Origin of the sequence: Lactobacillus paragasseri (assembly GCF_003584685.1) — a bacterium.
GTDB classification, from domain to species: Bacteria; Bacillota; Bacilli; order Lactobacillales; family Lactobacillaceae; genus Lactobacillus; species Lactobacillus paragasseri.
The window spans coordinates 1,546,575-1,571,199 of the sequence record NZ_AP018549.1 but is presented as its reverse complement, the minus strand read 5'-3'; the positions used below and the strand labels follow the sequence as shown (position 1 = coordinate 1,571,199).

Here is a 24,625-nt window from a genome sequence, read left to right as displayed (position 1 = left end):
CATGAAAATTATTTACGTAGAAAATAATAATATTAAAAATTATTTTAGTCAAACATCAATGTGCGAAAATAATTTTACAATCATGATATAATTTCTATGAAATGAGGTAGAACCGTGGAAAATATTATTGATAAAATTTATGCACAAATGAGTAGCATGTCCCCTTCTGATCAAAAGGTAGGTAGAACAATTCTCAAGAATCCAGCAACGATTATAAACATTACAATTTCTCAATTAGCTAAAAGAGCAGGTGTAAGTGATGCATCTATTACAAGATTTTGTCGTAATTTATCCTTATCTGGTTTTCATGAGCTAAAAATTTTATTAGCACAATGCATTGGTCAAAAAGAAAGTGAATCGTTAAAGAAACTACCAAAAGACGATATGCAGGCAGCGCTAGGAGAGATAGAAAAAAATAAAGTTGGTGAAATTCACGCTACTTTAAATCAAATTCCAACTGATGAATTAGAAAAGATTCTTTCTATTATTGAAGCAAGCCGAATCATCCAGATTAGCGCAGAAGGTGATACTTATCCAGTAGCTGCCGATGCTGTCTACAAATTTAATCAAATCGGCTTATTGTCATTTGCTTCTGGTGGAAATGTTGAAACAGCTGATGCGCAAACAATGAATTTAGGCAAGAAGGATTGTCTAATTGTTATTTCAAATTCTGGGGAATCAGCAGCTTTGTTAAAGGAAATAAAGTTAGCACACAAAAATAAGCTAAAAGTTATTAGTATCACTAATAATCCTGCTTCTCCAATTGCTTTAGCGAGTGACTATCATTTAAAGACTGGTGTAAGACAGACAATTTTGCAAAATCAATATTATTTTTCTCGTGTAGCAGCTTTTACGATTACTGAAGCTCTATTTTTATTACTTATAAAAAGGAACGAGAAGCGAATTGAGAATATTAAACAGCATGAACAAATTATTTCTAGTCAAAAAATCTAAAAATAATTTAAAACTTGTCTTAAGTGGATTATCCTAAAGGTGTAAGAAATTTTATAGAAAGCGGGAATTATAATGAGAAATGTAGCCGTAATTGGAATGGGACACGTTGGTGCAACAGTCGCATTCACTTTGTTTACTCATGGAATTGTTGATAATTTATATTTATTAGATAAAAATCAAGCTAAAGCAGAAGCTGAATACAATGATTTACGTGATACTTTAGCTAGAAATGATTATCATGTTAATGTATTTTTAGGCGACTACAATGATTTAAAGAATGTAGATATTATTGTAACTTCTTTTGGTGATATTGCCGCAACAGTTAAGACTGGGGACAGATTTGGTGAATTTGAGATTAACGCTAAAAATGCTAAAGAAGTCGGAGCAAAAATTAAAGAATCAGGTTTCAATGGTGTTTTAATTAATATTTCAAATCCATGTGATGCTATTTCAACTATTTTGCAAGAAACGACTGGTTTATCAAGAAAGCAAGTCTTGGGCACAGGTACTTTCTTAGATACGGCTAGAATGCAAAGAATTGTTGGTGAAGAACTAAATGAAGATCCAAGAAATGTTGCTGGCTTTGTTTTAGGTGAACATGGAGCATCCCAATTTACTGCTTGGTCGACGGTATCGATTAATGGCAAATCCGCTAAAGAATTGTTTACAAAAGAACAAGAAGAAAAATTGAGCGCACAGCCTAATAAGAACTCAATGAAAGTTGCCTTTGGTAAAGGATATACTTCCTATGCAATTGCTACATGCGGAGTGCGCTTAATTCAGGCTGTCTTTAGTAATGCACGCTTGTTTGCACCAGCTTCAGTTTATTTAGATGAGGTTGGAACATATATTGGTTATCCAGCAATTATTGGTAAAAATGGTGTAGAAAAAGTTATTCCTTTAGAGTTACCTAGTGAAGAAGATCAAAAACTAAGAGAGTCAGCTGAAATTATTAAAAAGCATATTGCTCAACTAAAATAGAAAGCTAGAAAATAAAAAGTTGGAGTTTTTCCAACTTTTTTATTTTTTTACTTGCTTTTTGCTAGGCGGTTCGTTATTATAATTAAGTAACGTTTCGGAGGCCTAGCGAAGTGGCTAAACGCGGCGGTCTGTAAAACCGCTCTCTCTGAGTTCGGTGGTTCGAATCCACTGGCCTCCATTGCTGGATTATTCCAGCTGGTTGCATTGAACAACAAGTAAAAGTTCAATCAAATGGGTTATAGCCAAGTGGTAAGGCAATGGTTTTTGGTACCATCATGCGCTGGTTCGAATCCAGCTAACCCAATCGTTCGAAAGAACACCCAACCCGAAAAAAAGGTCATCATTTGATGACCTTTTTTGTTGTATTATATTTTTTAAGTTAAACTTTGGATTTTTCCCTTCCAATTAAGGATGCCGTCGTTAATATTAATTAGGTGTTTATAACCCTTAGATTTTAAGGTTTGGCAAGCATAATAAGAAAGGTCTCCAGACCGACAAATGAAGTAGTAGGTCTCGTTTTTGGGATCATTGAAGTATTTTAATTCTTCAAAGGGAAGATTATGACTATCAGGAATATGTCCTGATGCAAATTCAATTGGTGTTCGTAAATCATATAAATTAATTGTAGAATCTTTTGCTAGAATTTCTGCTAATTGATTTGTAGTAATGTTAATCATAGTTACCTCCATTAACAATTATATTTAAGCTAAAAAAAATGAAATTTGAAGGAATAATGTGTGAAATTTATGTGTAGAAAGGATTAGTCGATATGACACGTCTTATTAAAGTTAGTGGTCGCGGAGACGGGACTGATTGGAAAAGTGCACTAAAAGACTTACAGCCTGATGACGTATTATTGCTTGCTCCAGGTTTTTATGAGCTAAATCAAGGTTTAGAAGTAAATAATATTACTATCAAAGGAACAGGTAATGCATCAGAAGAAACTGTAATTAGCGGCTTTTTTGTACTTGATAGGGATTGCAGTTTTTTTACTTTAGAAAATATTTGTCTTCAAACAAAATCTGACCATAATACTATTTATGTTGAAGACAACGCGGATACTTATCTGACTTTGCGCAACACTAATCTTTACGGCGATGAAAATGATATGGCTGCAATTGCTGTAAATGGTAAGTGTACCCTTGAGCTGTTTTCCAGTAGAATTTTAAATTCTAGCGTTTCTTTATTTGCGCAAGCTGATTTTAGATTGACCATGACTGATTCTTTAATTGATTACGATTCTAAAGATTACGCTGCTTTAGGTATTCAGGGAAAAGGGACGGCAATTATTTCTAATAGCGTGATTCACGGTAATTTAAGTACTTATCCTGATTCAAATGCAGAAGTTGATTTGAATAATACCTCGATTTCTTATGGGTTAATTCATGGACAGACCTGGGTAAATATGCTTAATTCGACTGTTGAAAAAAATGATGATTCTAGCTTTTATATTTCTGATGATTCTTGGGTAAATATTTTACAATCTGAATTTAAAGGCGGAGTTTTTATTGATAAGAATACTAAAACTTTAATTCAAAATAGTAAAATAGATCGTTTAATTGCCTGTGATAATGCTAAAGTTACACTCAATAATTCAAGTATTGTGAGCCATGCTGATTTTCAGGATAAGGCAAGTGCTGATGCGACTAGAGTTGCTTTTTCTGGTAGAGATGATTTCGAATACTTTTTAGCTTTAAATGGGCAAGCGAGTTTAGGTGGTAGAGATTTAATTCTTAACCCTAATGGTAGTACGCTTGCAGTTCAAGATGATGCTAAGATCAAGCTGAATATTGTTTCAAGCAGCAGCAAAGATTTAGAAGTAGAATGTAATAGTCGGCCTAATGTAAATATTTTAGGAATGCGTTGGGAAGCAAAGAAGAACAATGACTAATTGGCTACTTTAAGCTAAAATAAACTTGATAGGATAATGAAGTGAGGGTTTATCATGCAAGAACCGATGTATATTAAAATTCACAACCAAATAAAGCGTGATATTGAAAATAAAAAATATAAAGTTGGAGAGCGAATCCCTGCTGAGCGGCAATTAGCCTTGAAATTTAATGTTTCTAGAATGACATTACGTCAAGCAATTAAGACATTGGAAGATGAAGGAATTTTAGAAAGACGCTTAGGAAGCGGGACTTATGTTTCTAGCCAAAAGGTGCAAGAAAAAATGTCTGGAATTATGAGCTTTACGGATATAACTCGTGCTAATGGTCAAGTCCCTTCTAGTAAATTATTGTCTTACCGCGTAACTAAGCCTTCTTTATCTGAAAAAGAAAAGTTAAAGATTAAGGATACGGATAATGTTTTAAGAATGGAACGTGTTCGTTTTGCTGATAATGTGCCAATTTGTTACGAAGTAGCCACAATTCCTTATAAATTAGTTTCACGTTTCTCTAAAGATGAGATTTCGAGTAGTTTATATCAAACTCTTGAAAAAAAAGGTGGCTATAAGATTGGTAGTGTAGTTGAAAATATTGGTGCATCTGTTGCCAATGAAAATGAAGCGCGCTTATTATCAGTGAAAAAGGGTGAACCATTAGTAACGAGACGGCAAGTTACAGAACTTAACGATCACTATCCTTTTGAGTACGTTCGTGCATCTTATGTAGCTGAAAGATTTGAATTTACTTTTGAAAAATAAAAATGCATAGTACAGTTGATTTTGATTTATTGACTGCACCATGCATTTTTTATTTTAAGTCTTCTTTGATTTGAGTAGTAGAAATTCCAGGAGTTCTTTCAAGATATTTTACTTTGCAGTAGGGTTTTAGAAAGTCAAATTTTCCTTCCCAATCATTCCCCATTACGAAAGTATCAATATCATATTTTTGGACATCGCTGATTTTTTGATCCCAATTTTCTTCAGGGATAACTTGATCCACATATCGAATTGCTTCAAGAATATATTTTCTTTCGGCATAATTATTGTAAGCCTGCTTATGCTTGCTGAATTCATTAAATTCGTCTGTTGATAGTCCTACTATTAGGTAGTCTCCTAGTGCACGCGCTCTTTTTAGAAGACGAATATGACCATAATGCAGTAGATCAAAGGTACCGTAGGTGATAATTTTTTTCATAATAAATACTCCCTTGTAATAGTTACTATTCTAGCAGAAGTAGAAAAAAGTGAAACTTTTATGTTTAAAAAAGTTAGTAGCACTTTTTTGTTAAAATGGTAAGTAAAGATATATTTCGATTAGAAATGGTTAAAAACAGAGCATGAATAAAGTTAGTATTTTAGGAATAGAATTTGATAATTATTCGTTAGAAGAATTTAAAGATAGATTAATTAACCGGTTAAACAATAAAGTATCAACTATGGTGGTAACAGCTAATCCTGAAATTGTGATGGCTGCAAATAAAGATCCTAAATTTATGGAACTTATCAAAAAGGATGCAGATTTAGTTACAGCTGATGGAATTGGAATTGTTTTAGGCGGAAAAATGCTTAAAACTCCAATCAAGGAACGTGTAACAGGCTATGATTTGTTTACCTGGCTTTTGCATGTGGGAAATTTAAGAAAGCTCCGTGTCTATTTAATTGGTGCAACGCCTGCAGTAATGAAAATTACTAAGGCCAAAATTGCTAAAGATTATCCAGGAATCGAATTAGTTGGGGCTGAAGATGGCTACTTTAAGGATGATCTTAAAACCGTTGCTAAAAGAATTGAAAATACTGAGCCTGATTTGGTTTTTGCAGCAATTGGTTTTCCTAGACAAGAAGAGTTAATTTCTTTATTGCGGCAAGCAGAGGTGCCAGCAATTATGATGGGAGTGGGCGGAAGTTTTGATGTCTTTTCGGGTGCGGTTAAACGTGCTCCGGAAGTATTTCAAAAAACTCATCTTGAATGGTTTTATCGCTTGATTACCAATCCAACACGTTTTAAACGGATGCTGGCCTTACCAGAATTTGTAGTTGAAGTCGAAAAGTCTAAGAAACAAAAATAATAGAAAGAATATAAATTAAATGAAAGTTTTACATGTTAACGCTGGATTAGAAAAGGGCGGGGGCCTGTCTCATATTGTTAATTTATTAACAGAAGCTAATCGGCAAGATGCTGATTTTGAATTGCTGACCTTAGCAGATGGCCCGGTGGCAAAAGCTGCCAAAAAAGCAGGAATTAAGACAACGATTTTAGGTGCCCAAAGTCGTTATGATTTAACTGTTTTAAAAAGACTCGCTAAATTCATTAATAATGGCAACTTTGATATCGTTCATACTCATGGTGCACGAGCTAATTTATTTGTTTCGATGATTAAAAAGCAAATTAAGGCTAAATGGATTATCACAGTTCATTCTGATCCTTTAAAAGATTTTGAAGGACGGGGAATGATTGGAAACATTTTTACTAAGTTGAACATTATGGCTTTAAAAAAAGCTGATGGTATTTTTGCGATTACGCAGAACTTTTCTGATCTTTTAGTTGAAAAGGTAGGCATCCCGAAAACTAAAATTTGTGTAATCTATAATGGGATTTTTTTCCATGACAATAAAGAATTACCTAAAAAATATGCTCATCCCTATTTCAATATAATTGATGTTGGAAGAACAGAAAAAGTTAAGGGACAAGATTTGCTTTTAAAGGCCATTAAAAAGATCAATGATAAAAACGTTCGCTTACATATTGCTGGTGATGGAAGCGAATTTAATAATTTAAGAGCACTTGCGCGAGATCTAGGGATTAGTTCACAGGTAACTTTCCACGGCTTTTTGAACCAGAAAGAGATCCGCAAGCTCTATCAAAAAATGGATTTGGCTGTTTTAACGTCTTACTCAGAAAGTTTTCCGTTGGTATTGCTTGAAGCTAGCGATAATTTAGTACCAATTATGTCAACAGATGTTGGCGATATTGAAAAAATGATTCCTAGTGAAAAGTATGGATTTGTTGCTAAAATTGGAAACTTAAATGATATTAGTGAAAAGCTAAAGCAAGCAATTTCAACTAGTCAAGAAAAACTTGAAGAGATGGCAGAAAAAGAAAAGACGTATTTGATGCATGCCTTTTCAATGAAAAATCAGTTAGTGGCAATTGAAAATTATTACAAATTCATCTTGGGTGAAAAATAGTGGAAAATTATCATAAAAGTAGTCTGCTGGCAATTTTGATTGGAATTCTACCGCTAATTTTTGAACTAAGCAGCAATATTTGGCATGGCGATAATGGCTTTTTTATAATTAGCGCGGCATATGGTTTGATCTTGCTTTTGTTAACTTTATCAATTGAAATTGAAGATCTAGATCAGTGGTTTGCAGAAAAGGCTCTAAGCTATTTATCAGTTTTTCTATCTTTGACAGCGATTTTGAATAAGAGCGAAGTTTTGCCCTTTGCTGAGATAGGATCGCTATACCGTTTAGCTATCATTGCTTATATGGGAACCTTATATTTCTTAGATAGACATTTTAATACTAAAAATTTAGTCTTGCTTTTGTTGAATTTAAATATTCTAGCTCAATTATCAGTTAGGTCCGGAACAATCTTAATTTTAATTGTTGCTGTTTTAACTTTTATTTTCTATGTAATTAGAGTAGTAGTTACTTTTAGTGAACAATTGAGACCCTTTTTACTATGCGTTTATTTAATTGTTTTGCTCGTTTCGCTAGTTTGGTACACACCTGAGTTTACTGACTTTGTTTTTAAAAATCTTTCCTGGAATATTGAAGCAATTTCTTTATTGTTAGAAACGCTGGGAGCAATTGTCTATATAAGGCTTAAAAGGCAGTTGAACATAAACAGTCATTTAATTTTAGGGACTGTATTATTTTTAATTATTAACGAAGGTAGTTTGATTATTGCTGAATCAAATGTAATTAATACCAGTTATTTAGTTTTAGTCTTGATCATAGATTTATGTATAGTCAACGTATTCGGCAATATTGAATTAGGCAGAAATCAGCGAAAAATTTCAGTTATCATTCCAGCTCATAATAGTGCTAATACAATTGTTGAGGCGTTAGAATCAATCAAGAATCAGACGTACCGTGATTGGGAGATTATCTTAATTAATGATGGTTCAAGTGATGAAACGGAAACAATTGTTAAGCGTTATTTAGAAAATACACCTTTACCAGTTAAATATCATAAGCAAAAGCAGCATAATTATTTGCATGCGATTGAATACGGAACAAAATTTGTAGAAGGCTCGATAATTTTTGTTCTAGATGCTGATAAAGTTTTATTTAATCAGAATGTCTTTTATCGTGCAGCTAGTACGCTTTATGGTGAAAAATGCGATGGAATGTTTGTTGGTATTCGAGCAATGTATCAACGCTTAAAAGATGGTAAATTGCATTTAATTAGACCATATTATCGTAATCAAATTAGTTTGGTAAAAACAGCGCTCGGCATGGGTGTAAACATTTATACTAATTATGCTTTTTGGCGCAGAGAAGTTTTTGAAACTAGTGTGCGAGAGAACTATTTAGTGAATGGAATGCCATCTTGGTATAATGCTCAAATTAATTTTGGTCTAAGAATGGTCAATGGTAACTTTGTAGGTCTAAAATATCGAATTGTTAAAAATAAAAAGCCAGCAGATAAGCAATTGAATCAAGATCAGGTTATAGCAGAATTACGCACTCTGCATCACATTACAAGTAAAATTAAAATACCATTTTATCGTCTTCAAGCTGCTATTTATTATGCATTTAATAAGTGTCATATTGCTTCGCTTTGTCCAGTGATTTTTAAACAGGGTAAGACCTCATTGAAAGAAATTACTCCGTTAATTATTGAAAATAGGCTTAAGAATGTTAAGTCACCTTACTTACAAACAATTGTCGGTTTTGGTACTAACTATAATCCTGAAAAAAAGATAGAAATCATTATTCCTAAAGACCTAAAAGTGTACCACGGAGCAGATATTGAAGAATTTATTCAAAAGCTCAAACAAAATAAACTAGCGCCTTTTTACGCTAATTTAATGAAAGTAATTAGTCAGGGAACAAGCCTTTACGTGGTGAACAAAAAAGATCGAGAAAAATTAACTGAAATTCTAGAATTTTTTACAATTAGAGACTATGTAAATATCATAAGTAAATAGCTTAAATATTTTTAGAGACATCATTTTGGTGTCTCTTTTTGATATCTGCGTGTCTTTGATTATAATAAGGTACAAGAAAGAAATTATTTATTTAGTGATGAGGGAGACAAAATGTTTTACCCACAAATTGATCAAGACGATTCGTTAATTCTTCATACAGACTTGTATGAAATTAATATGATGTATACCTATTTTAAAAAGGGTGTAAGTGAAAGAAATTCAGTATTTGAAGTATTTTTTAGAAAAGAACCTTTTGGTAACGGCTACGCAGTTAATGCTGGTTTAAGCCATGTTATTCAATACTTGAATAACCTCCATTTTAAGGAAAGCGACTTAGAATATCTCAAGGAAACTTGTGGTTATGATGATGAATTTATTGATTATTTACGTAATCTAAAATTAAAATTAACCATTCGCAGTGCTAGAGAGGGGGAACTGGTCTTTGCAAATGAGCCAATTATGCAGATCGAAGGCCCATTAGCTCAAGCACAATTAGTAGAAACTGCAATTTTAAATATTATTAACTTCCAGACTTTAATTGCAACTAAAGCCGCTAGAATTAAGGTGGCAGTAGGTAATGACGGTTTAATGGAGTTTGGCTCACGTCGTGCTCAAGAAACTGATGCAGCTATTTGGGGAACTCGTGCAGCATATATCGGTGGTTTTGACGCTACTAGTAATGTTAGAGCAGGAAAGTTATTTAACATTCCTGTTGCAGGAACACATGCGCACTCTTTAGTTGAAGCATTTAATAATGAATATGATGCCTTTAAAGCATATGCGGAAACACATAAAAATTGTGTCTTTTTAGTTGATACTTATGACACTTTGCGAAGCGGCGTTCCAACTGCAATTAAAGTTGCTAAAGAAATGGGCGATAAGATTAACTTCCAAGGTGTTCGTATTGACTCGGGAGATATGGCATATATTTCTAAAAAAGTGCGCAAGCAATTAGATGATGCTGGCTTCCCTGATGCAAAGATTTATGCTTCAAATGACTTGGATGAAAAGACTATTCAAAACCTTAAGATGCAAGGCGCAAAAATTGATGTTTGGGGAATTGGTACTAAATTAATTACCGCTTTTGATCAACCAGCTTTAGGTGGAGTGTACAAGTTAGTTGCTATTGAAGATAAGGATGGCAATATGCGTGATACTTTGAAGATTTCTTCAAATGCGGAAAAAGTATCTACTCCAGGTAAAAAGCAAGTTTGGAGAATTCAAGCTAACTCTGAAAAGAAAAATGAAGGTGATTGGGTATCACGCTATGATGAAGACCCAAGAAAGTTCGATGCTCTTTTCATGTTCCACCCTCAATATACTTATATCAATAAGGTTGTTACCGACTATACTGCTCGTCCGTTATTGCACGAAATCTTCCATGAAGGTAAGTTAGTTTATCAAGAACCTACTCTAAAAGAAACGAAAGAGTTTGCAGCAAATAACCTCGATGGTTTATGGGATGAATACAAGCGTAGCTTGAATCCACAAGACTACCCAGTCGATTTATCGCAAAAATTATATGACAACAAGGTAAACTTGATTAATAATATTCGCAGCCGAATTGTGAAAAGAGGATATTAGAATGCGTCCATTACAAGAAAAAATTATTGCTTATGAACATGTATTACCAGAAATTGATCCTAAAAAAGAAATTCGTAAATCAATTGATTTTCTAAAAGAATATTTAAAAGAAAACCCATTTTTAAAGAGCTATGTTTTGGGGATTTCTGGTGGTCAAGATTCAACTTTAACTGGTAAGCTTTGCCAAATGGCAATTGAAGAAATGCGTGAAGAAACTGGCGATAATTCTTACCAATTTATCGCTGTTCGTCTTCCTTATGGCGTTCAAGCTGATGCAAGCGACGCTGCAGATGCAATTGCTTTTCAAAAGCCTGATCAAGATTTAATCGTAAATATTAAAGAACCAGTTGATGCAATGGTCAAAGTAGTTGAAGCAACTGGTCAAAAGATTACTGATTTTAATAAGGGTAATATTAAGGCGCGTCAAAGAATGGTTGTTCAATATGCAATTGCTGGTGCAAATAATGGGGCAGTTGTCGGAACTGACCATGCTGCAGAGAACTTCTCTGGCTTTTACACTAAGTACGGCGATGGTGCAGCTGATCTTACTCCGCTTTTCCGCTTAGATAAGCGTCAAGGAAAGGCGATGCTTAAAGAGCTTGGTTGTCCTAAACATCTGTATGAAAAGGCACCTACTGCTGATTTAGAAGAAGAAAAACCAGATTTACCAGATGAAGTAGCTTTAGGCGTAACTTACAAGGAAGTTGACGATTACTTAGAAGGTAAAGAAGTAAGCGATAAAGCTGCTGAACAAATTGAAAAGTTATGGAAGAAGAGTGAGCATAAGCGTCACTTGCCAGTAACTATTTTTGATGATTTTTATAAAAAGAACTAAACTTGTGTCGGACTCGTTAGTTTAATATAATAAACTTGCATAAGAGAGTAACGGCAATTTATTGCGATAAGTTCAACAACCGGGATGAATGTCTCTGGGCTTATCTTAATTAGTGAGACTTATGACGATGGGTTCGTTATAAGTCTTTTTTAGTTATTGGAGGGATTGGCTTTGAAAGAGAAGTACTATGCTCAAGATATTTCTCAAATCGAGAAAGAACTACATACATCACTAGATAATGGGCTGTCTGATGATGAAGCTAAGAAACGATTAGCTTCAGAGGGGCCTAATTCTTTAGCATCAAAGAAAAAACGCAGTATGTTCATGCGCTTCATTGATCAATTTAAGGATTTTATGATCATTGTCTTGATTGTAGCCGCAGTTTTATCAGGAGTTGTGGCAAATGAGTGGACGGATGCAGCAATTATTATGATTGTTGTCTTGCTAAATGCAATTTTAGGCGTAATTCAAGAAGCCAGATCAGAAGCCGCAATTGATGCCTTGAAAGAAATGTCGACGCCGAATGCACATGTAAGACGCGGAGGAGCAATTCTAGAGATTCCAAGTACTGACATTGTGCCGGGTGATGTTGTGCTACTTGAAGCAGGAGACGTTGTTCCTGCTGATATGCGTTTAGCTAAGACAGCTAGTTTAAAAGTTGAAGAGTCTGCTTTGACTGGTGAATCAGTTCCGGTTGAAAAAGATAGCGACATCTTAAAAGCTGATGATGTAGCTTTAGGTGACCGCGTTAATATGGCTTATGCCAATACTAATGTAACTTATGGCCGAGCAGAAGGTATTGTAGTTGGAACTGGAATGAAGACTGAAGTCGGTAAAATTGCGACAATGTTAAACAATGCCGATGAAACAGCTACTCCATTAAAGGAAAACTTAAATCAACTTGGTAAGACATTAACCATCATGATTTTAGCAATTTGTGTAATTGTCTTTGTCGTGGGGATGTTTACCAAGCAAGGAAGCGAGCCAACTAATAAGTTAATTATTGACATGTTCTTAGTTGCTGTTTCCTTAGCTGTTGCTGCAATTCCAGAAGGTTTACCGGCAATTGTAACGATTATTTTAGCTCTTGGCACGCAAACGATGGCTAAGCATAGGGCGATTGTTAGAAAGCTACCTGCTGTTGAAACTTTAGGTGCAACAGATATTATTTGTTCTGATAAAACCGGTACTTTAACGCAAAATCAAATGACTGTTGAAAAAGTTTACTATGATGGTGAACTTCATAATGATGAAGAGGCAGTTAAGGTAGATAATCCAGCTATGATGGCCATGATTTTGGCTAACGACACTAAAATTGAAGATGGTGGACGGCTTTTAGGAGATCCAACTGAAACAGCTTTGATTCAATATGCTTTTGATCAAAACGTCAAAGTTGAAGATTTACTCAAGAAAGATAGCCGTGTTCAAGAAGTTCCTTTTGATTCAGAGAGAAAATTAATGTCGACGGTTAACCATTATGGTGATAAATTCTTTGTTGCTGTGAAGGGTGCACCTGACGAATTATTAAAACGTGTAACTAAGATCGAAAAAAAGGGTCAAGTAACGCCAGTTTCTGACAGTGAAAAGGAAAACATCTTAGCTTCTAACAAGAATATGGCTGAACAAGCCTTACGTGTTTTGGGACTGGCTTACAAGATTGTGGATAAGGCTTATGACGATCCAACTACTAATAACGTTGAGCAAGATTTAATTTTTGCTGGTTTAGTCGGAATGATCGATCCAGAAAGACCAGAGGCTAAAGCCGCTGTCGCAGAAGCCAAGAGTGCTGGTATTAGAACAGTTATGATTACTGGTGACCACCAAATCACTGCTGCTGCAATTGCTTCTCGTTTAGGTATATTAGAAACAGGTTCAGACAAAGATAAGTCCGTAATTACAGGTGCTGAACTTGATAAATTGTCAGATGATTACTTTAACAAGCACGTTCAAGACTATAGCGTTTATGCTCGTGTATCTCCTGAAAATAAGGTTAGAATTGTTAAAGCTTGGCAGGCAAATAATAAGATCGTTGCAATGACTGGGGACGGGGTAAATGACGCACCTAGTCTAAAGCAGGCTGATATTGGTATTGGTATGGGAATTACTGGTACTGAAGTATCAAAGGGTGCAGCAGATATGGTATTAGCCGATGATAACTTTGCGACAATCGTTGAAGCAATCAAGCAAGGACGTAAGGTATTTGCTAATATTCAAAAGGCGATCCTTTATCTAATGAGTTGTAACGTTGGTGAAGTTTTGACAGTCTTTATGATGACGATGCTTGGTTGGGATATCTTAATGCCAGTGCAATTGTTGTGGATTAACTTAGTCACTGATACTTTACCAGCAATTGCCTTGGGTGTTGAACCAGTTGAGCCAGGAATTATGAAGAAGAAACCACGTGGTAGAAAGTCAAACTTCTTTAGTGGCGGTGTTGCAAGTTCGATTATTTACCAAGGTATTTTAGAAGGTATTTTAGTTTTAGGTGCATATCAGTTTGGTTTACATGTCGGACCTCACGTTGGAAACGCAGCTATGCAACATGCAGATGCTTTAACTATGGCCTTCCTTACTTTAGGCTTAATTCAGTTGTTCCATGCCTTTAACTCTAAATTTATTCACAAGTCAATCTTTAGAGGGCAAACATTTGAAAATAAGTGGTTCAACGGAGCAATTATTATTTCTGCTTTAGTTATGGCTGCAGTAGAAATTCCGTTTTTAACTAAGATTTTTGATGTGACTGAATTAGATGGGATGCAATGGTTGGTTGTAATTATTGCAGGACTTTTGATGATTATCATTGTTGAAATCGTTAAATTCTTTGAAAGACGGACTGCTAGAAAATAATAAATATCATCTTCTAGCAGGTAGAATAAAAAATATGCATGAAAAAAGACAGCTAGTTTAAATTTTCTAGCTGCCTTTTTTTACAAATTAGAATATCCGTTCTAATTGCTTGTCGTGCAGATCATAATGATGATTAAACATTTGCATAATTTTAGGTGGAATATGATGATCTATTTCAATTACTGTTAATGGAGAATCTAAGAACACTTCATGAATCTGATTAGCTGTGGTGGGATCAAGCGAAGCTGTCCCTTCGTCAACAATTAAAAAATCTCTTTCATATAGAAAAGCTCGTGCCAATTCTATTCGTTTCTTTTCACCGCCAGATAAGTTATTTCCATTTTCTTCTATAATCGTATTTAAGCCATACCGATTAACATATGGCAATAGTCCAGCCTTTTTGATAGCTTCTGTAATTTTGAAATCATCAAACTTTTTACCTAATGTTAGGTTGAAAAGTAAAGTATCATTAAATATTTGAGAAGTCTGTTGTACCTCACTAAATGTATAATTTTGATTGGTCATCCCATTGACGAGCACGTTTCCTTTAGTAGGTTTTAGTTGACCAGTTAAAAGATTAAGAAGGGTAGACTTTCCTTGACCAGACTTACCAGTAAGTAATAATTTATCACCTCTTTTAATTTTTAAGTTGATTTTGTCTAGTACTAATTCTCCTGGCTTATATCCAAAGCTAATATTGTTAAGGGTTAAGGTATTTAGGTTAGAATTAGGAATATTTTTGTCAAATTCTTCTGGTTTAAAAGAAAGTAGCTTATCTATCATAGGTTTGGCTGATGACATTTGATTACGGCAGCTATTAATACTGTAAAAACTGTTAATAATCCAAGTACTGGAGTATTGGACAGCTACAAATGAGGCTAGAGTAAGCATCCCTTTGATGACCATAATTATTCCTATTCCAATAGGTAAAAAGTCAAAAGAATAAACGAATATATTAACCCAAAAATTGCTTTTAGCAATTGTATTATCACGTAATCTCTTATTTTCAGTAGATTGAGTAATAATTTTTTGCCCTTTTTTAATAAAGGTATCTAATGCATTGTAATTTAAAACTGTCCTAATATTCTTTAAAAAATCGGACATAAATGTTATGTAAGTTCCAGTAGAAGTACTCCAATTATTTGACTGCTGGGCTGTTTTCTTGCTAAAAAACTTAGGGATAATACTTGAAAAAATAGCGAATGAAATAAAAACTAAAGTTAATAAAAAACTATTGCCAACTGCAACTATTGAAGTACCGACAATTGTTACAATCATTGAAATTAATTGAAAAAGTTGCTTCAAATAGTTCTCTTCTATTAAGTTAAGATCATTTGAAAGAAAAGAAATTTGCTTTGATACATTGTTTTCACTGATTTCAATAAAGTTGCTTTTCATTAGAAATTCACGCACGTTTTGATTAAAACAAGCGATATTTCTGTTAAGTATCCGTGTATTCAAATACTTAATAATGACCAAAAGAATTTGGGCAATAGTAATAACTGCTACCATCCTGATAGTATTAGGAATATTTTTTTCAGTAATTAAAGAGAATATTTCTGAATATGACCAAGTTCCAAAAGGCAATTCTAAGCCACTCAAGCATGAAAGCAAGATGCTTAAGGCAAAATATTTTTTGTTGATAAACTTCTTCATTGTTACTCCTCTTTTCATTTAAGATGAGATAAATGATAAGGTATTTGCGTAATGAAGAGGATTTTTTTTGCATAATTGATCAGCGAGTTGCGTATATGCAGTTTATTGTGGCAAGATATTTATTGTTTTACTTAAGTTACTTTTCTTTAAAATAGTAATAATGGGCTTTAATTGTTCTTTTTGATTTGTAAAGTAACAATGATAGTAATAACCTATAATTTTCTCAATACCTAATTCGGGATATTCTGTTAATTGAGTTAATAGTTGAATAGCTTTATTAGTTGAACTAATATTTCTGTTTTGGGATGCTGAATATAAATAGTTGATACAGAAAGATGCAACGCTTTCTTGAATTTTTAGAGTTTGTTTACCAAGATTGTTTTGATATTTCTGATAAATTTGATTTAAAAAGAAAGGTAAGTCAAAGGGATCAAGAACTTCAATAAAGGTAGCTAATATCAGAATTTTGTGAGAATCATTGAGCCAATGAGTACCTGAAAAGACTTTTTGTATAATTTTATCTTTGTTTTTAGGAAATTTATGACGACCTGATTGTAGAGTATTGAGAATAAGTTGAGCTTGTAATTTAAGTAAATCATCATTAGATGTATTAATTTGAGTATAGATTTCCTTTGCTTTATCAAGATTTCGATCATAGTAAGCAGATAATAATTGCTCACTAAGTTTTTCATCTTGGTCGTTTACGTTGTTTTGATCGAGGGATGAGAAAAAATCTGAATAACGTATTTTATTTTGACTCAACAGTTTTAGCAGGTCATTTGCTGAAATTTCATGTAGATTACGTTCTATTTTCGAGTAATGCGCTGGAGAAAGGATATTTTGAGTGAATTCTTTTTGAGTTAGTCCTGCGTTAGTACGATATTGTTTTAATGCTTCGCCAATATTCATGTTGTAATCTCCAATCTATAAAAGTCTATCTAGTTATGAATTATATGAAATTTTAAATGGAAAATATAGAAATAAAAATGGAATGAGATAGTGGAAGAAGATAAAGTTTTATCAAATAATCAAAAAAAGCTTGAGTTTACTCAAGCTTTTTTTATACCCTTAGTAATGAGTATATAATTGACAAATGTTTAAGATTTGTCAATAAATCCATTTACTGAGGAACATCTAAATGAAAAGTTTATTTTTTCGCTTGTACTTATGGGGAATAAGCTTACTTGCAAGTCTTCGCCCAATTAAAGAAAAGAATATTGTTATCTTGAATGGCTCAGGCAGATCTGGCTCAAACGGCTATTTATTTTATAAATACATTAAGGCTAATCATCCAGACTACAACATTACCTTAGTTGAACCTTGGCCATCTTCTCACTTATCCTGGGAAACCTGGAAGAAAATTGGTGCAGCTAAATATGTGATTACTACTCATCAACCTTTTAAAGCACGTTCTGCTCAAGTTAATATTCAGTTCTGGCATGGCGTACCTTTAAAACGTATGGGCTTTATGGCTCACAATACACACTATCGTGATAATAAGCGTAACCAAAAGCTATGGCATAAAAATGCAGACCTGGTAGCTTCAAGCTCTGATCTCTACGAAAGTTTAATGAGTGCCTGTATGGCAATTGAAGGTAAAAAATATCAAAAGCTTGGTTTCCCTAGAATTGATTACATTAATCATCCAGCAATCTCTAAGGAAAAATTATTAGTAGATTTATTTAAAACTAGGGATGATCAAGCTCAAATAGGAATCTACATGCCAACTTTTCGTTATGAGCTTGAAGATCCATTGGTTATGGAAAAAATAAAGCAAGGAAATTATTTTGCTTTTCAAGATTTTGATCCTTATAAATTAAATGATGCATTAAAAGCAAAGCATCAGTATTTAATCGTGAAGCTTCATCCTTATGAAATGCGGATGTTTGAAGACTTTAACAGTCAATTTTCAAACATCGCCTTCTTAAATAATGATTATTTATTTAAAAATGATCTCGACTTATACGAGCTGCTTGGAAATACTGATTTCTTAATTACTGATTTTTCATCAATTTATTTTGATTATTTGTACTTAGATAAGCCAATTATTTTTATTACCAATTATTTAAAACAGTACGAAAAAGTACGTGGTTTATTATTGAGTCCATACGAGGATGTTACACCCGGTCCGTGTGTTAATTCACAAGAGGAATTTTTACAAGTTTTGAGGCATCCTGATGATCATCAATACAAAAATCAACGTTTTTATTGGCGTGAGTTAATTGATGAAGTTGATAATCTTGATTCTTGCGAGCCTATCTTCAATTACATGACAAAGAAATTTTAGAGGAAAAAGTAGTGAAGCGAACTTTTCTTAATATTTTATATAATGCGGTCTATCAAATCTTTCTAGTTTTAGTGCCGCTAATTACAGTTCCATATTTATCTCGTGTTTTAGGACCTAAGACTTATGGTATTTATGGTAGTGTAAATAATACTGTGCAATTTCTAATGGTATTTTGCACCTTGTCAGTTTCCTATATTGGAATTCGAACTGTTTCTCGAACCAGAACTTATGGTACGCCTCAGGAATTGACAGAAGCTTTCTGGGGATTATGGTATTTCCAAGCAATTGCTGGTTTGGTGACTATTTTAATTACTTTACTGATTACCAATATTTTTCATATTCAATACTGGAACTACTTAATCTTAATGATTCCATATTTGATTTCTGCCCAGGTCGATATTTCTTGGTTCTTTCAAGGTTTAGCTGATTTTGGTCGGGTAGTGTTAAAAAATACTGCTGTTAAGTTAGCTAGTGTGGTTTTGATTTTATTATTAATTAAGTCACCAGCTGATCTTTGGAAGTATTTTTTAATTATGTCAGTTTCGACAATGCTTGGATCTTTTGTCTTTTGGCTTGACATTCATCGCTATGTAGGAAAACCAGTCAATCGTTTTTACAAATATAAGACAACGATTGTTTCAATCATTACCTTAATGATTCCGCAGATAGCAACGCAGATTTATACCTCGCTTGATAAGCCAATCCTAGGTTTTTTTAGCAATTCAACACAAGTTGCCTTTTATGATAATTCGCAGCGAATTTCTAATATGATCTTAGGAGTAATTACTAGTATTTCTTTAGTCATCATGCCGAAGATGGCTAGCGAAGAAAAAGAAATGCAGAAAATTGTCTTAAAAAAGTCGCTTGAAGCAACGACGATGCTTGGAACCTTATTCGCAGTCATTATTATGGCTAATACTAAGCAATTTGTGCCATTCTTCTTTGGTAAGAAATTTATTCCAATGACGCCTTTGATGTTCTTTTTTGCCTTAACGATCATCATGATTCCGATGGGGGGAGTATTTGCTAATCAGTTTGCGCTGGCTAACAGAAGAGATAAGGAATACGCCATTCCAGTTGTGATTGGGGCGCTTATCGAAGTTGTCTTAGCAGCGCTACTTGATCGACCATATGGAGCTAGTGGAGCAACAGTCGCAATTCTAATTACGGAATTTGTAGTTCTAATTTTGCGGCTTTGGATTGTGAGAGATGATTATAGTTTTAAAAATGCATTTAGCGACGTGCCAAAGTATTTCTTAATTGGAATAATTACGTTAATTGCAGGGATGCTTATGCCTAACCTAATTAGTTCAAGTTTTTTGAACATGGCAGTTAAATCAATTTTGATGTTAATTATTTATGCTGGAATTATGTTTATGATGAAGTTAGACTTTAATCAAGATATCATGGACTTTATAACTCGCTTTCTTAGAAAGGTAAAAAGATGATTCCTAAAAAAATTCATTACGTCTGGGTAGGACATAACCCCAAGTCGCCATTAATTAAAGAGTGTCTTACGACTTGGAAAAAGAAGTTGCCTGACTATGAAATTATTGAGTGGAATGAAAGTAATTTTGATATGCATGAGAATCGCTATCTTGAAGAAGCTTATCGGGCTAAAAAATGGGCCTTTGTGTCTGACTATATTCGCGCTCGTGCTATTTATGAACAGGGCGGAATCTATTTAGATACAGATGTTAGAATTCTTAAAAAGCTAGATCCACTTTTAAAGAATCAGGCGTTTATTGGTTTTGAAAATAATGACTACTTGTCAGCTGCTATTTTTGGTGCAGAGGCCTATCATCCATTCATAAAAGATATTCTTGATTATTATCAAGACAAAGAGTTTACTTTTGACAAAAATAATCAAATGGCGGGCGTGAATAGTTTGTCAGTAACTGATATTTTGAAAGAAAAGTATGGGCTAAAAACAGGTAACTGCGAGCAGCTTTTAAAAGATGGCGTTCATGTTTATCCAGATGGCTTTTTGTGTAATCCAAGTAAAGATTCATACTCTATTCACTTATTTACTGGTACTTGGATTGATGGGCAGCAGTCAGTAAAGCAAAAAATTGTGACCGGTCTAAAGAGAAGAATATCCTCTCCAAGACAGGCTAGTTTATATCAAAAATTAATTCGAAAATAATGAATCAAACAGAATTACAAAAATTAGTAGAAGAAATTTCATTAAAATATTTTTACCTTCCTTTCAGGCATGAAGTTAAGATTAATAATCGCATGACGACAACTGGAGGAAGATATTTTCTAAATGACCATCATATTGATATTAATGGTCATTTTTTAGATGAAAAATATCGCTCAGACTTAGTGGGAATAATTAAGCATGAGTTGACGCATTATCATTTACACTTAGCGGGACTAGGCTATCAGCACCGCAATCGTGATTTTAAGAACTTATTAGCTCGTGTTGGTGGTAGTCGTTATACACCTGACATTGGGTTAAGACGCAGGCAAGTTAAAAACTATCTTTATGAATGTGAAGACTGCCATTTTCAATATCCTCGTGTTCGTAAAGTAAATACAAGAAAATATCGCTGCGGCAGATGTGGTGGTAGACTAAAATTAGTTAGAAGAAATAAGTAAAAAAACAAATTTCCATTTGCTAAAAGAAAAATTATTTGGTATATTAGTTAAGTACCGCGGGCGTGGCGGAATGGCAGACGCGCAAGACTAAGGATCTTGTGATCGCTTTTAGATCGTGGAAGTTCGAGTCTTCTCGCCCGCACCACTAAGAAAAGGAAGTTGCAAATGCGGCTTCCTTTTTTGTTAAAGATATACTTGATAAAAGTAGGAAAGACTATGATTAATAAGAAGACTTTTAGAATTGCTATTAGTGCTATTTTTGTTGCAATTATTTTAGTTCAGACTTTTGTTCCTTACATCGGCTACATTAGAATTCTGCCGGGATTGCCTTCAATTACAACTATTCCTTTGACCGTGGCTTTAGCTGGTTGCTTAATGGGACCTGGGTTCGGTACGTCGATTGGCTTATTTTGGGGCTTATTAAGTTTATTTATTGCTTATACGCAACCTGGCGATATTGTCAGCATGTTGTTGTTTCGAAATATCTTTATTGCGTTAGTTCCGCGGGCAGCAGCTGGCTTTATTGCTGGAATGATTGGTCAAGCTGCAAAAGATGAATCAAAACTTCAGAAGACCGTTGTTTATACAATTGCAGGCTTATGTACGTCACTTGCTAATACTTTACTGGTGATTAGTATTACTAGTTTATGGTTTATGAATAATCCAGCTGCCTTGCTTCAAAGCCTAGGCCAAACTCAAAATTCAGCTCCTTTAATTGCAATTTTATTAAGTGTTTTAGGTGTTAATGGTGTTGTAGAAGCAATCTTTACTGCTATCCTTACGCCAGCAATTGCGATGCCTTTGAAGCAAGTAATGAAAAGGAAGATGAGTTAAAATGCCGCGTAGACGCCGCCAAAAAAATATTCAATATGTAATTGCAAGAGCCTTTGCTATTTGCTTTACTTTGGTAGTAATTTTATCAGGCTTTTTGTACTGGCGTCACGAGGTCGCGGTTAATGAACAATTAAGGCAAGCGCAGTTAGAAAAGGAACGCGCTCTTCAAAGTAAAGAAAGGTTTATTAAAGTAGTAGCTCCAATTGCTCAAAGAGCAGATAAGCCTTATGGTTTATTTCCAAGTGTTACCATTGCGCAAGCATGCTTAGAAAGTAATTTTGGTCAAAGTGAGCTTTCAAAAAAATATTATAATTTGTTCGGTGTCAAGGGAACCGATCCTAATACTAGCCGAGAGCTGACGACTTCGGAATTTGTTAATGATCACTGGGAAACTGTAACTGGTCGTTTTCAAGTTTATAATTCTTATGAAGAATCTATTCAGGCACATACGCGGTTATTTGTGAATGGAACTAGCTGGAATAAAGATCAATATCAGCATGTTTTAGCTGCAAAAGATTATGCAAGTCAAGCGCAAGCTTTAGAGACGGATGGTTATGCGACTGATCCAGGTTATGCTAAAAAGCTAATTGATTTAATTAAAGAGTTCAATTTAACGCAATATGATTAATTCCGAAACGATGATAGTTAAGGTAAAAGCTATCGTCGTTTTTTGTTATAATAGACAGGTCTATTTTAGTGTTTAAGTTATCAGGAAAGAGAGAAGCAATGAGCGAAGAAACAATTCTTGCAGGATTAAATCCGCAGCAGAAAAAAGCTGTGCAGTGTACTGAAGGTCCACTTTTAGTAGTTGCTGGAGCTGGTAGTGGAAAAACATCAGTTTTAACACGTCGAATTGCCTATTTAATTGAAGAAAAGGGCGTTGCGCCATGGAATGTTTTAGCCATTACTTTTACTAATAAGGCTGCAACTGAAATGAAAGAACGTGTCCAAAAGCTTTTAGGGCCAGCTGCTGATAGTGTTTGGATGTCAACTTTTCACGCTTTATGTGTGAGAATCTTACGCCGAGATGCAGAAAAAATCGGCTATTCTAATAACTTTTCAATTGCTGATTCAGCAGAACAGTTAACTTTAATTAAGCGAATTGAAAAGGATCTTAATATTAATCCTAAGATGTATGATCCTAAGGCTATTTTAGGTGCTATTTCTAACGGCAAAAATGACTTACTTACGCCAAAAGATTTCAAAGAACAAGCAGCTAGTCCTTTTGAAAAAGTAACAGCGCAAGTTTATGCAGAATATCAGCACCGCTTAAAGCGAGATCAAATTATGGACTTTGATGATTTGATTATGCAAACGCTAGTCTTGTTTAAGAAAGATAAAGAAACGCTTCATTATTACCAAAATAAGTTCCGCTATATTTTAGTTGACGAGTATCAGGATACAAACGAAGCTCAATATCAACTTTGTGTGGCACTAGCTGCTCAATATAAAAATATTTGCGTTGTTGGGGATGCAGATCAGTCGATCTACGGTTGGCGCGGTGCTAACATGGAAAATATTCTTAATTTTGAGCATGACTATCAAGATGATGAAGTTAATACGATTAAACTTGAACAAAATTATCGTTCAACTGGTCATATCTTAGATGCTGCTAATTCAGTTATTAAGAATAATCAAAATCGTAAACCTAAGAAACTTTGGACTGATAAGGGCGACGGCGATAAGATCAACTATTATCGTGCTCAAAGTGGTAACGATGAGGCACTCTTTATTGTTTCAAAGATCAACGAAGAAATAAAAGGGCATCACAGAGACTACAAGGATTTTGCAGTTCTTTACCGTACAAATGCCCAATCTCGTAACGTCGAAGAAGCTTTAGTTAAATCAAACATTCCTTACCGAATTGTTGGCGGTCATAAATTCTATGATCGAAAAGAAATTAAAGATATTTTGGCCTACTTGAAGGTTGTAGCAAACCCTGCTGATTCGATGAGTTTTAATCGAATTATCAATGTACCAAAGCGGGGATTAGGTCCAACAACGATGGCTAAGTTTAATGGCTTTGCTAATGACAATGATTTCACAGTTGAAGAAACATTTAAGAACTTAAGCTTAGCACCAATTACAGGACGTCCAGCTAAGACTTTAGCAACTTTTGGGACTGCCCTAAAAGATGCAATTGAGTACAGTAAGACGCATAGCGTAACTGGTTTAACTGAAAAATTATTAGCTGACTTTGGCTATAAAGAAGCCCTAGAAAATGAACATACAATTGAAGCTGATACCAGATTAGAAAACTTGAACGAATTCTTAACTGTTACTAAGCGTTTTGATGATAATTATGAGCCAGAAGATGAAGATTCGACTGCCTTAGGTGATTTTCTTTCAGAAATTTCACTCTTAAGCGATCAAGATGATTTAGAAAATCAAGATAATCAAGTAGCTTTAATGACGCTTCATGCAGCTAAAGGATTAGAGTTTCCAGTTGTCTTTTTAGTTGGCATGGAAGAAGGTCTATTCCCGCTTTCAAGAGCGGCAAGCGATCCAAGTGAACTTGAAGAAGAGCGTCGTTTAGCCTATGTAGGTATTACGCGTGCTGAAAAGAAACTTTATATCACGAATGCCTTTTCTAGAACAATGTATGGTCGTCCGCAAAATAATCAGCCATCTCGTTTTATTGATGAAATTGAAGATAAGGATCTAGAATTTGTTAATCCAGTTCAATCTAATTCTTCAATGTCGATTCCTTTTGCTAAAAGTAGTGAACGTGCAACTTCTCAAGTTTATCGTCCCAAAACTAGAATTGAAACAGCTAAGAAGGCTAGTGGTGCAGTTGGCGCAGATAAGAAGACCTGGAATGTTGGCGATCAAGTTTCTCATAAGGCTTGGGGAAAGGGTGTTGTCGTCAAAGTTAACGGCAGCGGAGAAGATATGGAATTAGATATTGCTTTTGCTAGTCAAGGAGTAAAGCGCCTTTTAGCTGCCTTTGCACCAATTAAAAAGATATAATGAGATTGAAGTAGTTTGGTTTAGAT

21 protein-coding genes and 3 tRNA genes are annotated in these 24,625 nt (G+C 34.3%); 20 read left to right on the top strand and 4 right to left on the bottom strand.

Annotated features, from left to right (window positions below):
- Positions 1-114: 114 nt before the first annotated feature.
- The 4 genes from LpgJCM5343_RS07620 to LpgJCM5343_RS07605 all read left to right on the top strand — a co-directional run bounded on the left by LpgJCM5343_RS07620 (position 115) and on the right by LpgJCM5343_RS07605 (position 2,239).
- Entirely contained in the window at positions 115-954 is an 840-nt protein-coding gene (locus tag LpgJCM5343_RS07620) for a MurR/RpiR family transcriptional regulator (protein WP_048685707.1), read from the top strand.
- A 72-nt stretch (positions 955-1,026) separates the two neighbouring features.
- Positions 1,027-1,935, top strand: a complete 909-nt coding sequence (locus tag LpgJCM5343_RS07615) for an L-lactate dehydrogenase (RefSeq protein ID WP_003648253.1) — start codon at positions 1,027-1,029, stop codon at positions 1,933-1,935.
- A gap of 96 nt (positions 1,936-2,031) precedes the next feature.
- Positions 2,032-2,113: transfer RNA gene (locus LpgJCM5343_RS07610), tRNA-Tyr, on the top strand.
- A gap of 54 nt (positions 2,114-2,167) precedes the next feature.
- Positions 2,168-2,239: transfer RNA gene (locus tag LpgJCM5343_RS07605), tRNA-Gln, on the top strand.
- Between the two features lie 70 nt (positions 2,240-2,309).
- Here LpgJCM5343_RS07605 and LpgJCM5343_RS07600 read toward each other — a convergent pair.
- Complete coding sequence (locus tag LpgJCM5343_RS07600; RefSeq protein ID WP_020807424.1) at positions 2,310-2,612, bottom strand: rhodanese-like domain-containing protein; 303 nt, start codon at positions 2,610-2,612, stop codon at positions 2,310-2,312.
- A 92-nt stretch (positions 2,613-2,704) separates the two neighbouring features.
- Between LpgJCM5343_RS07600 and LpgJCM5343_RS07595 the strand changes: the two genes are divergently transcribed.
- Together LpgJCM5343_RS07595 and LpgJCM5343_RS07590 are read left to right on the top strand one after the other, a co-directional pair.
- Positions 2,705-3,826, top strand: a complete 1,122-nt coding sequence (locus tag LpgJCM5343_RS07595) for a hypothetical protein (protein ID WP_049151009.1) — start codon at positions 2,705-2,707, stop codon at positions 3,824-3,826.
- A 54-nt stretch (positions 3,827-3,880) separates the two neighbouring features.
- Positions 3,881-4,582, top strand: a complete 702-nt coding sequence (locus tag LpgJCM5343_RS07590) for a GntR family transcriptional regulator (protein ID WP_020807422.1) — start codon at positions 3,881-3,883, stop codon at positions 4,580-4,582.
- Positions 4,583-4,631: 49 nt separating this feature from the next.
- On the opposite strand, the gene tagD is transcribed toward LpgJCM5343_RS07590, so the two are convergent.
- Positions 4,632-5,018, bottom strand: coding sequence for a glycerol-3-phosphate cytidylyltransferase (gene tagD / locus LpgJCM5343_RS07585; RefSeq protein ID WP_003646836.1), 387 nt, complete (start codon positions 5,016-5,018; stop codon positions 4,632-4,634).
- A gap of 142 nt (positions 5,019-5,160) precedes the next feature.
- Here tagD and LpgJCM5343_RS07580 point away from each other — a divergent pair, with 142 nt between their 5' ends.
- The 6 genes from LpgJCM5343_RS07580 (at position 5,161) to LpgJCM5343_RS07555 (ending at position 14,248) form a co-directional block, all read left to right on the top strand.
- Entirely contained in the window at positions 5,161-5,889 is a 729-nt protein-coding gene (locus LpgJCM5343_RS07580) for a WecB/TagA/CpsF family glycosyltransferase (RefSeq protein ID WP_049151010.1), read from the top strand.
- Positions 5,890-5,908: 19 nt separating this feature from the next.
- A complete protein-coding gene (locus tag LpgJCM5343_RS07575) occupies positions 5,909-7,009 on the top strand; it encodes a glycosyltransferase (RefSeq protein ID WP_049151011.1) in 1,101 nt (366 codons plus the stop codon).
- Positions 7,009-8,982 (top strand): glycosyltransferase family 2 protein, encoded by a 1,974-nt coding sequence (locus LpgJCM5343_RS07570; protein WP_101891093.1) that lies wholly within the window; start codon positions 7,009-7,011, stop codon positions 8,980-8,982. Before LpgJCM5343_RS07575 ends, LpgJCM5343_RS07570 begins: the two co-directional genes overlap by 1 nt.
- 111 nt (positions 8,983-9,093) lie before the next feature.
- Positions 9,094-10,566 carry a nicotinate phosphoribosyltransferase gene (locus LpgJCM5343_RS07565; RefSeq protein WP_101891092.1) on the top strand — a complete coding sequence of 491 codons (1,473 nt, stop codon included), beginning with the start codon at positions 9,094-9,096 and terminating at the stop codon, positions 10,564-10,566.
- A 1-nt stretch (position 10,567) separates the two neighbouring features.
- The gene (nadE, locus tag LpgJCM5343_RS07560; RefSeq protein WP_049151014.1) at positions 10,568-11,401 is read left to right on the top strand and encodes an ammonia-dependent NAD(+) synthetase; all 834 of its coding nucleotides are present in this window, start codon (positions 10,568-10,570) and stop codon (positions 11,399-11,401) included.
- 171 nt (positions 11,402-11,572) lie between these two features.
- Positions 11,573-14,248: a calcium-translocating P-type ATPase, PMCA-type gene (locus tag LpgJCM5343_RS07555; protein WP_049151015.1), complete on the top strand. Its 2,676-nt coding sequence runs from the start codon at positions 11,573-11,575 to the stop codon at positions 14,246-14,248.
- 87 nt (positions 14,249-14,335) lie between these two features.
- Here LpgJCM5343_RS07555 and LpgJCM5343_RS07550 read toward each other — a convergent pair whose 3' ends face one another.
- The gene (locus LpgJCM5343_RS07550) at positions 14,336-15,904 is read right to left on the bottom strand and encodes an ATP-binding cassette domain-containing protein (protein WP_049151016.1); all 1,569 of its coding nucleotides are present in this window, start codon (positions 15,902-15,904) and stop codon (positions 14,336-14,338) included.
- Positions 15,905-16,006: 102 nt separating this feature from the next.
- Positions 16,007-16,813 (bottom strand): helix-turn-helix domain-containing protein, encoded by an 807-nt coding sequence (locus tag LpgJCM5343_RS07545; RefSeq protein ID WP_101891091.1) that lies wholly within the window; start codon positions 16,811-16,813, stop codon positions 16,007-16,009.
- Positions 16,814-17,042: 229 nt separating this feature from the next.
- Between LpgJCM5343_RS07545 and LpgJCM5343_RS07540 the strand changes: the two genes are divergently transcribed.
- The 8 genes from LpgJCM5343_RS07540 to pcrA all read left to right on the top strand — a co-directional run bounded on the left by LpgJCM5343_RS07540 (position 17,043) and on the right by pcrA (position 24,599).
- Positions 17,043-18,191, top strand: a complete 1,149-nt coding sequence (locus LpgJCM5343_RS07540) for a CDP-glycerol--glycerophosphate glycerophosphotransferase (RefSeq protein WP_049148853.1) — start codon at positions 17,043-17,045, stop codon at positions 18,189-18,191.
- Positions 18,192-18,202: 11 nt separating this feature from the next.
- Positions 18,203-19,639, top strand: a complete 1,437-nt coding sequence (locus tag LpgJCM5343_RS07535) for an oligosaccharide flippase family protein (protein ID WP_049148855.1) — start codon at positions 18,203-18,205, stop codon at positions 19,637-19,639.
- Positions 19,636-20,337: a glycosyltransferase family 32 protein gene (locus LpgJCM5343_RS07530; protein ID WP_049148858.1), complete on the top strand. Its 702-nt coding sequence runs from the start codon at positions 19,636-19,638 to the stop codon at positions 20,335-20,337. The genes LpgJCM5343_RS07535 and LpgJCM5343_RS07530 overlap by 4 nt, the downstream gene beginning before the upstream one ends.
- Positions 20,337-20,795, top strand: a complete 459-nt coding sequence (locus LpgJCM5343_RS07525) for a SprT family protein (protein WP_049148860.1) — start codon at positions 20,337-20,339, stop codon at positions 20,793-20,795. The genes LpgJCM5343_RS07530 and LpgJCM5343_RS07525 overlap by 1 nt, the downstream gene beginning before the upstream one ends.
- Before the next feature lie 56 nt (positions 20,796-20,851).
- A tRNA-Leu gene (locus LpgJCM5343_RS07520) sits at positions 20,852-20,940 on the top strand.
- 71 nt (positions 20,941-21,011) lie between these two features.
- The gene (locus LpgJCM5343_RS07515) at positions 21,012-21,629 is read left to right on the top strand and encodes an ECF transporter S component (RefSeq protein WP_020807409.1); all 618 of its coding nucleotides are present in this window, start codon (positions 21,012-21,014) and stop codon (positions 21,627-21,629) included.
- A 1-nt stretch (position 21,630) separates the two neighbouring features.
- Complete coding sequence (locus LpgJCM5343_RS07510) at positions 21,631-22,257, top strand: glycoside hydrolase family 73 protein (protein WP_020807408.1); 627 nt, start codon at positions 21,631-21,633, stop codon at positions 22,255-22,257.
- 98 nt (positions 22,258-22,355) lie between these two features.
- Positions 22,356-24,599 (top strand): DNA helicase PcrA, encoded by a 2,244-nt coding sequence (pcrA, locus tag LpgJCM5343_RS07505; protein WP_101891090.1) that lies wholly within the window; start codon positions 22,356-22,358, stop codon positions 24,597-24,599.
- The last annotated feature ends 26 nt before the right edge of the window (positions 24,600-24,625 follow it).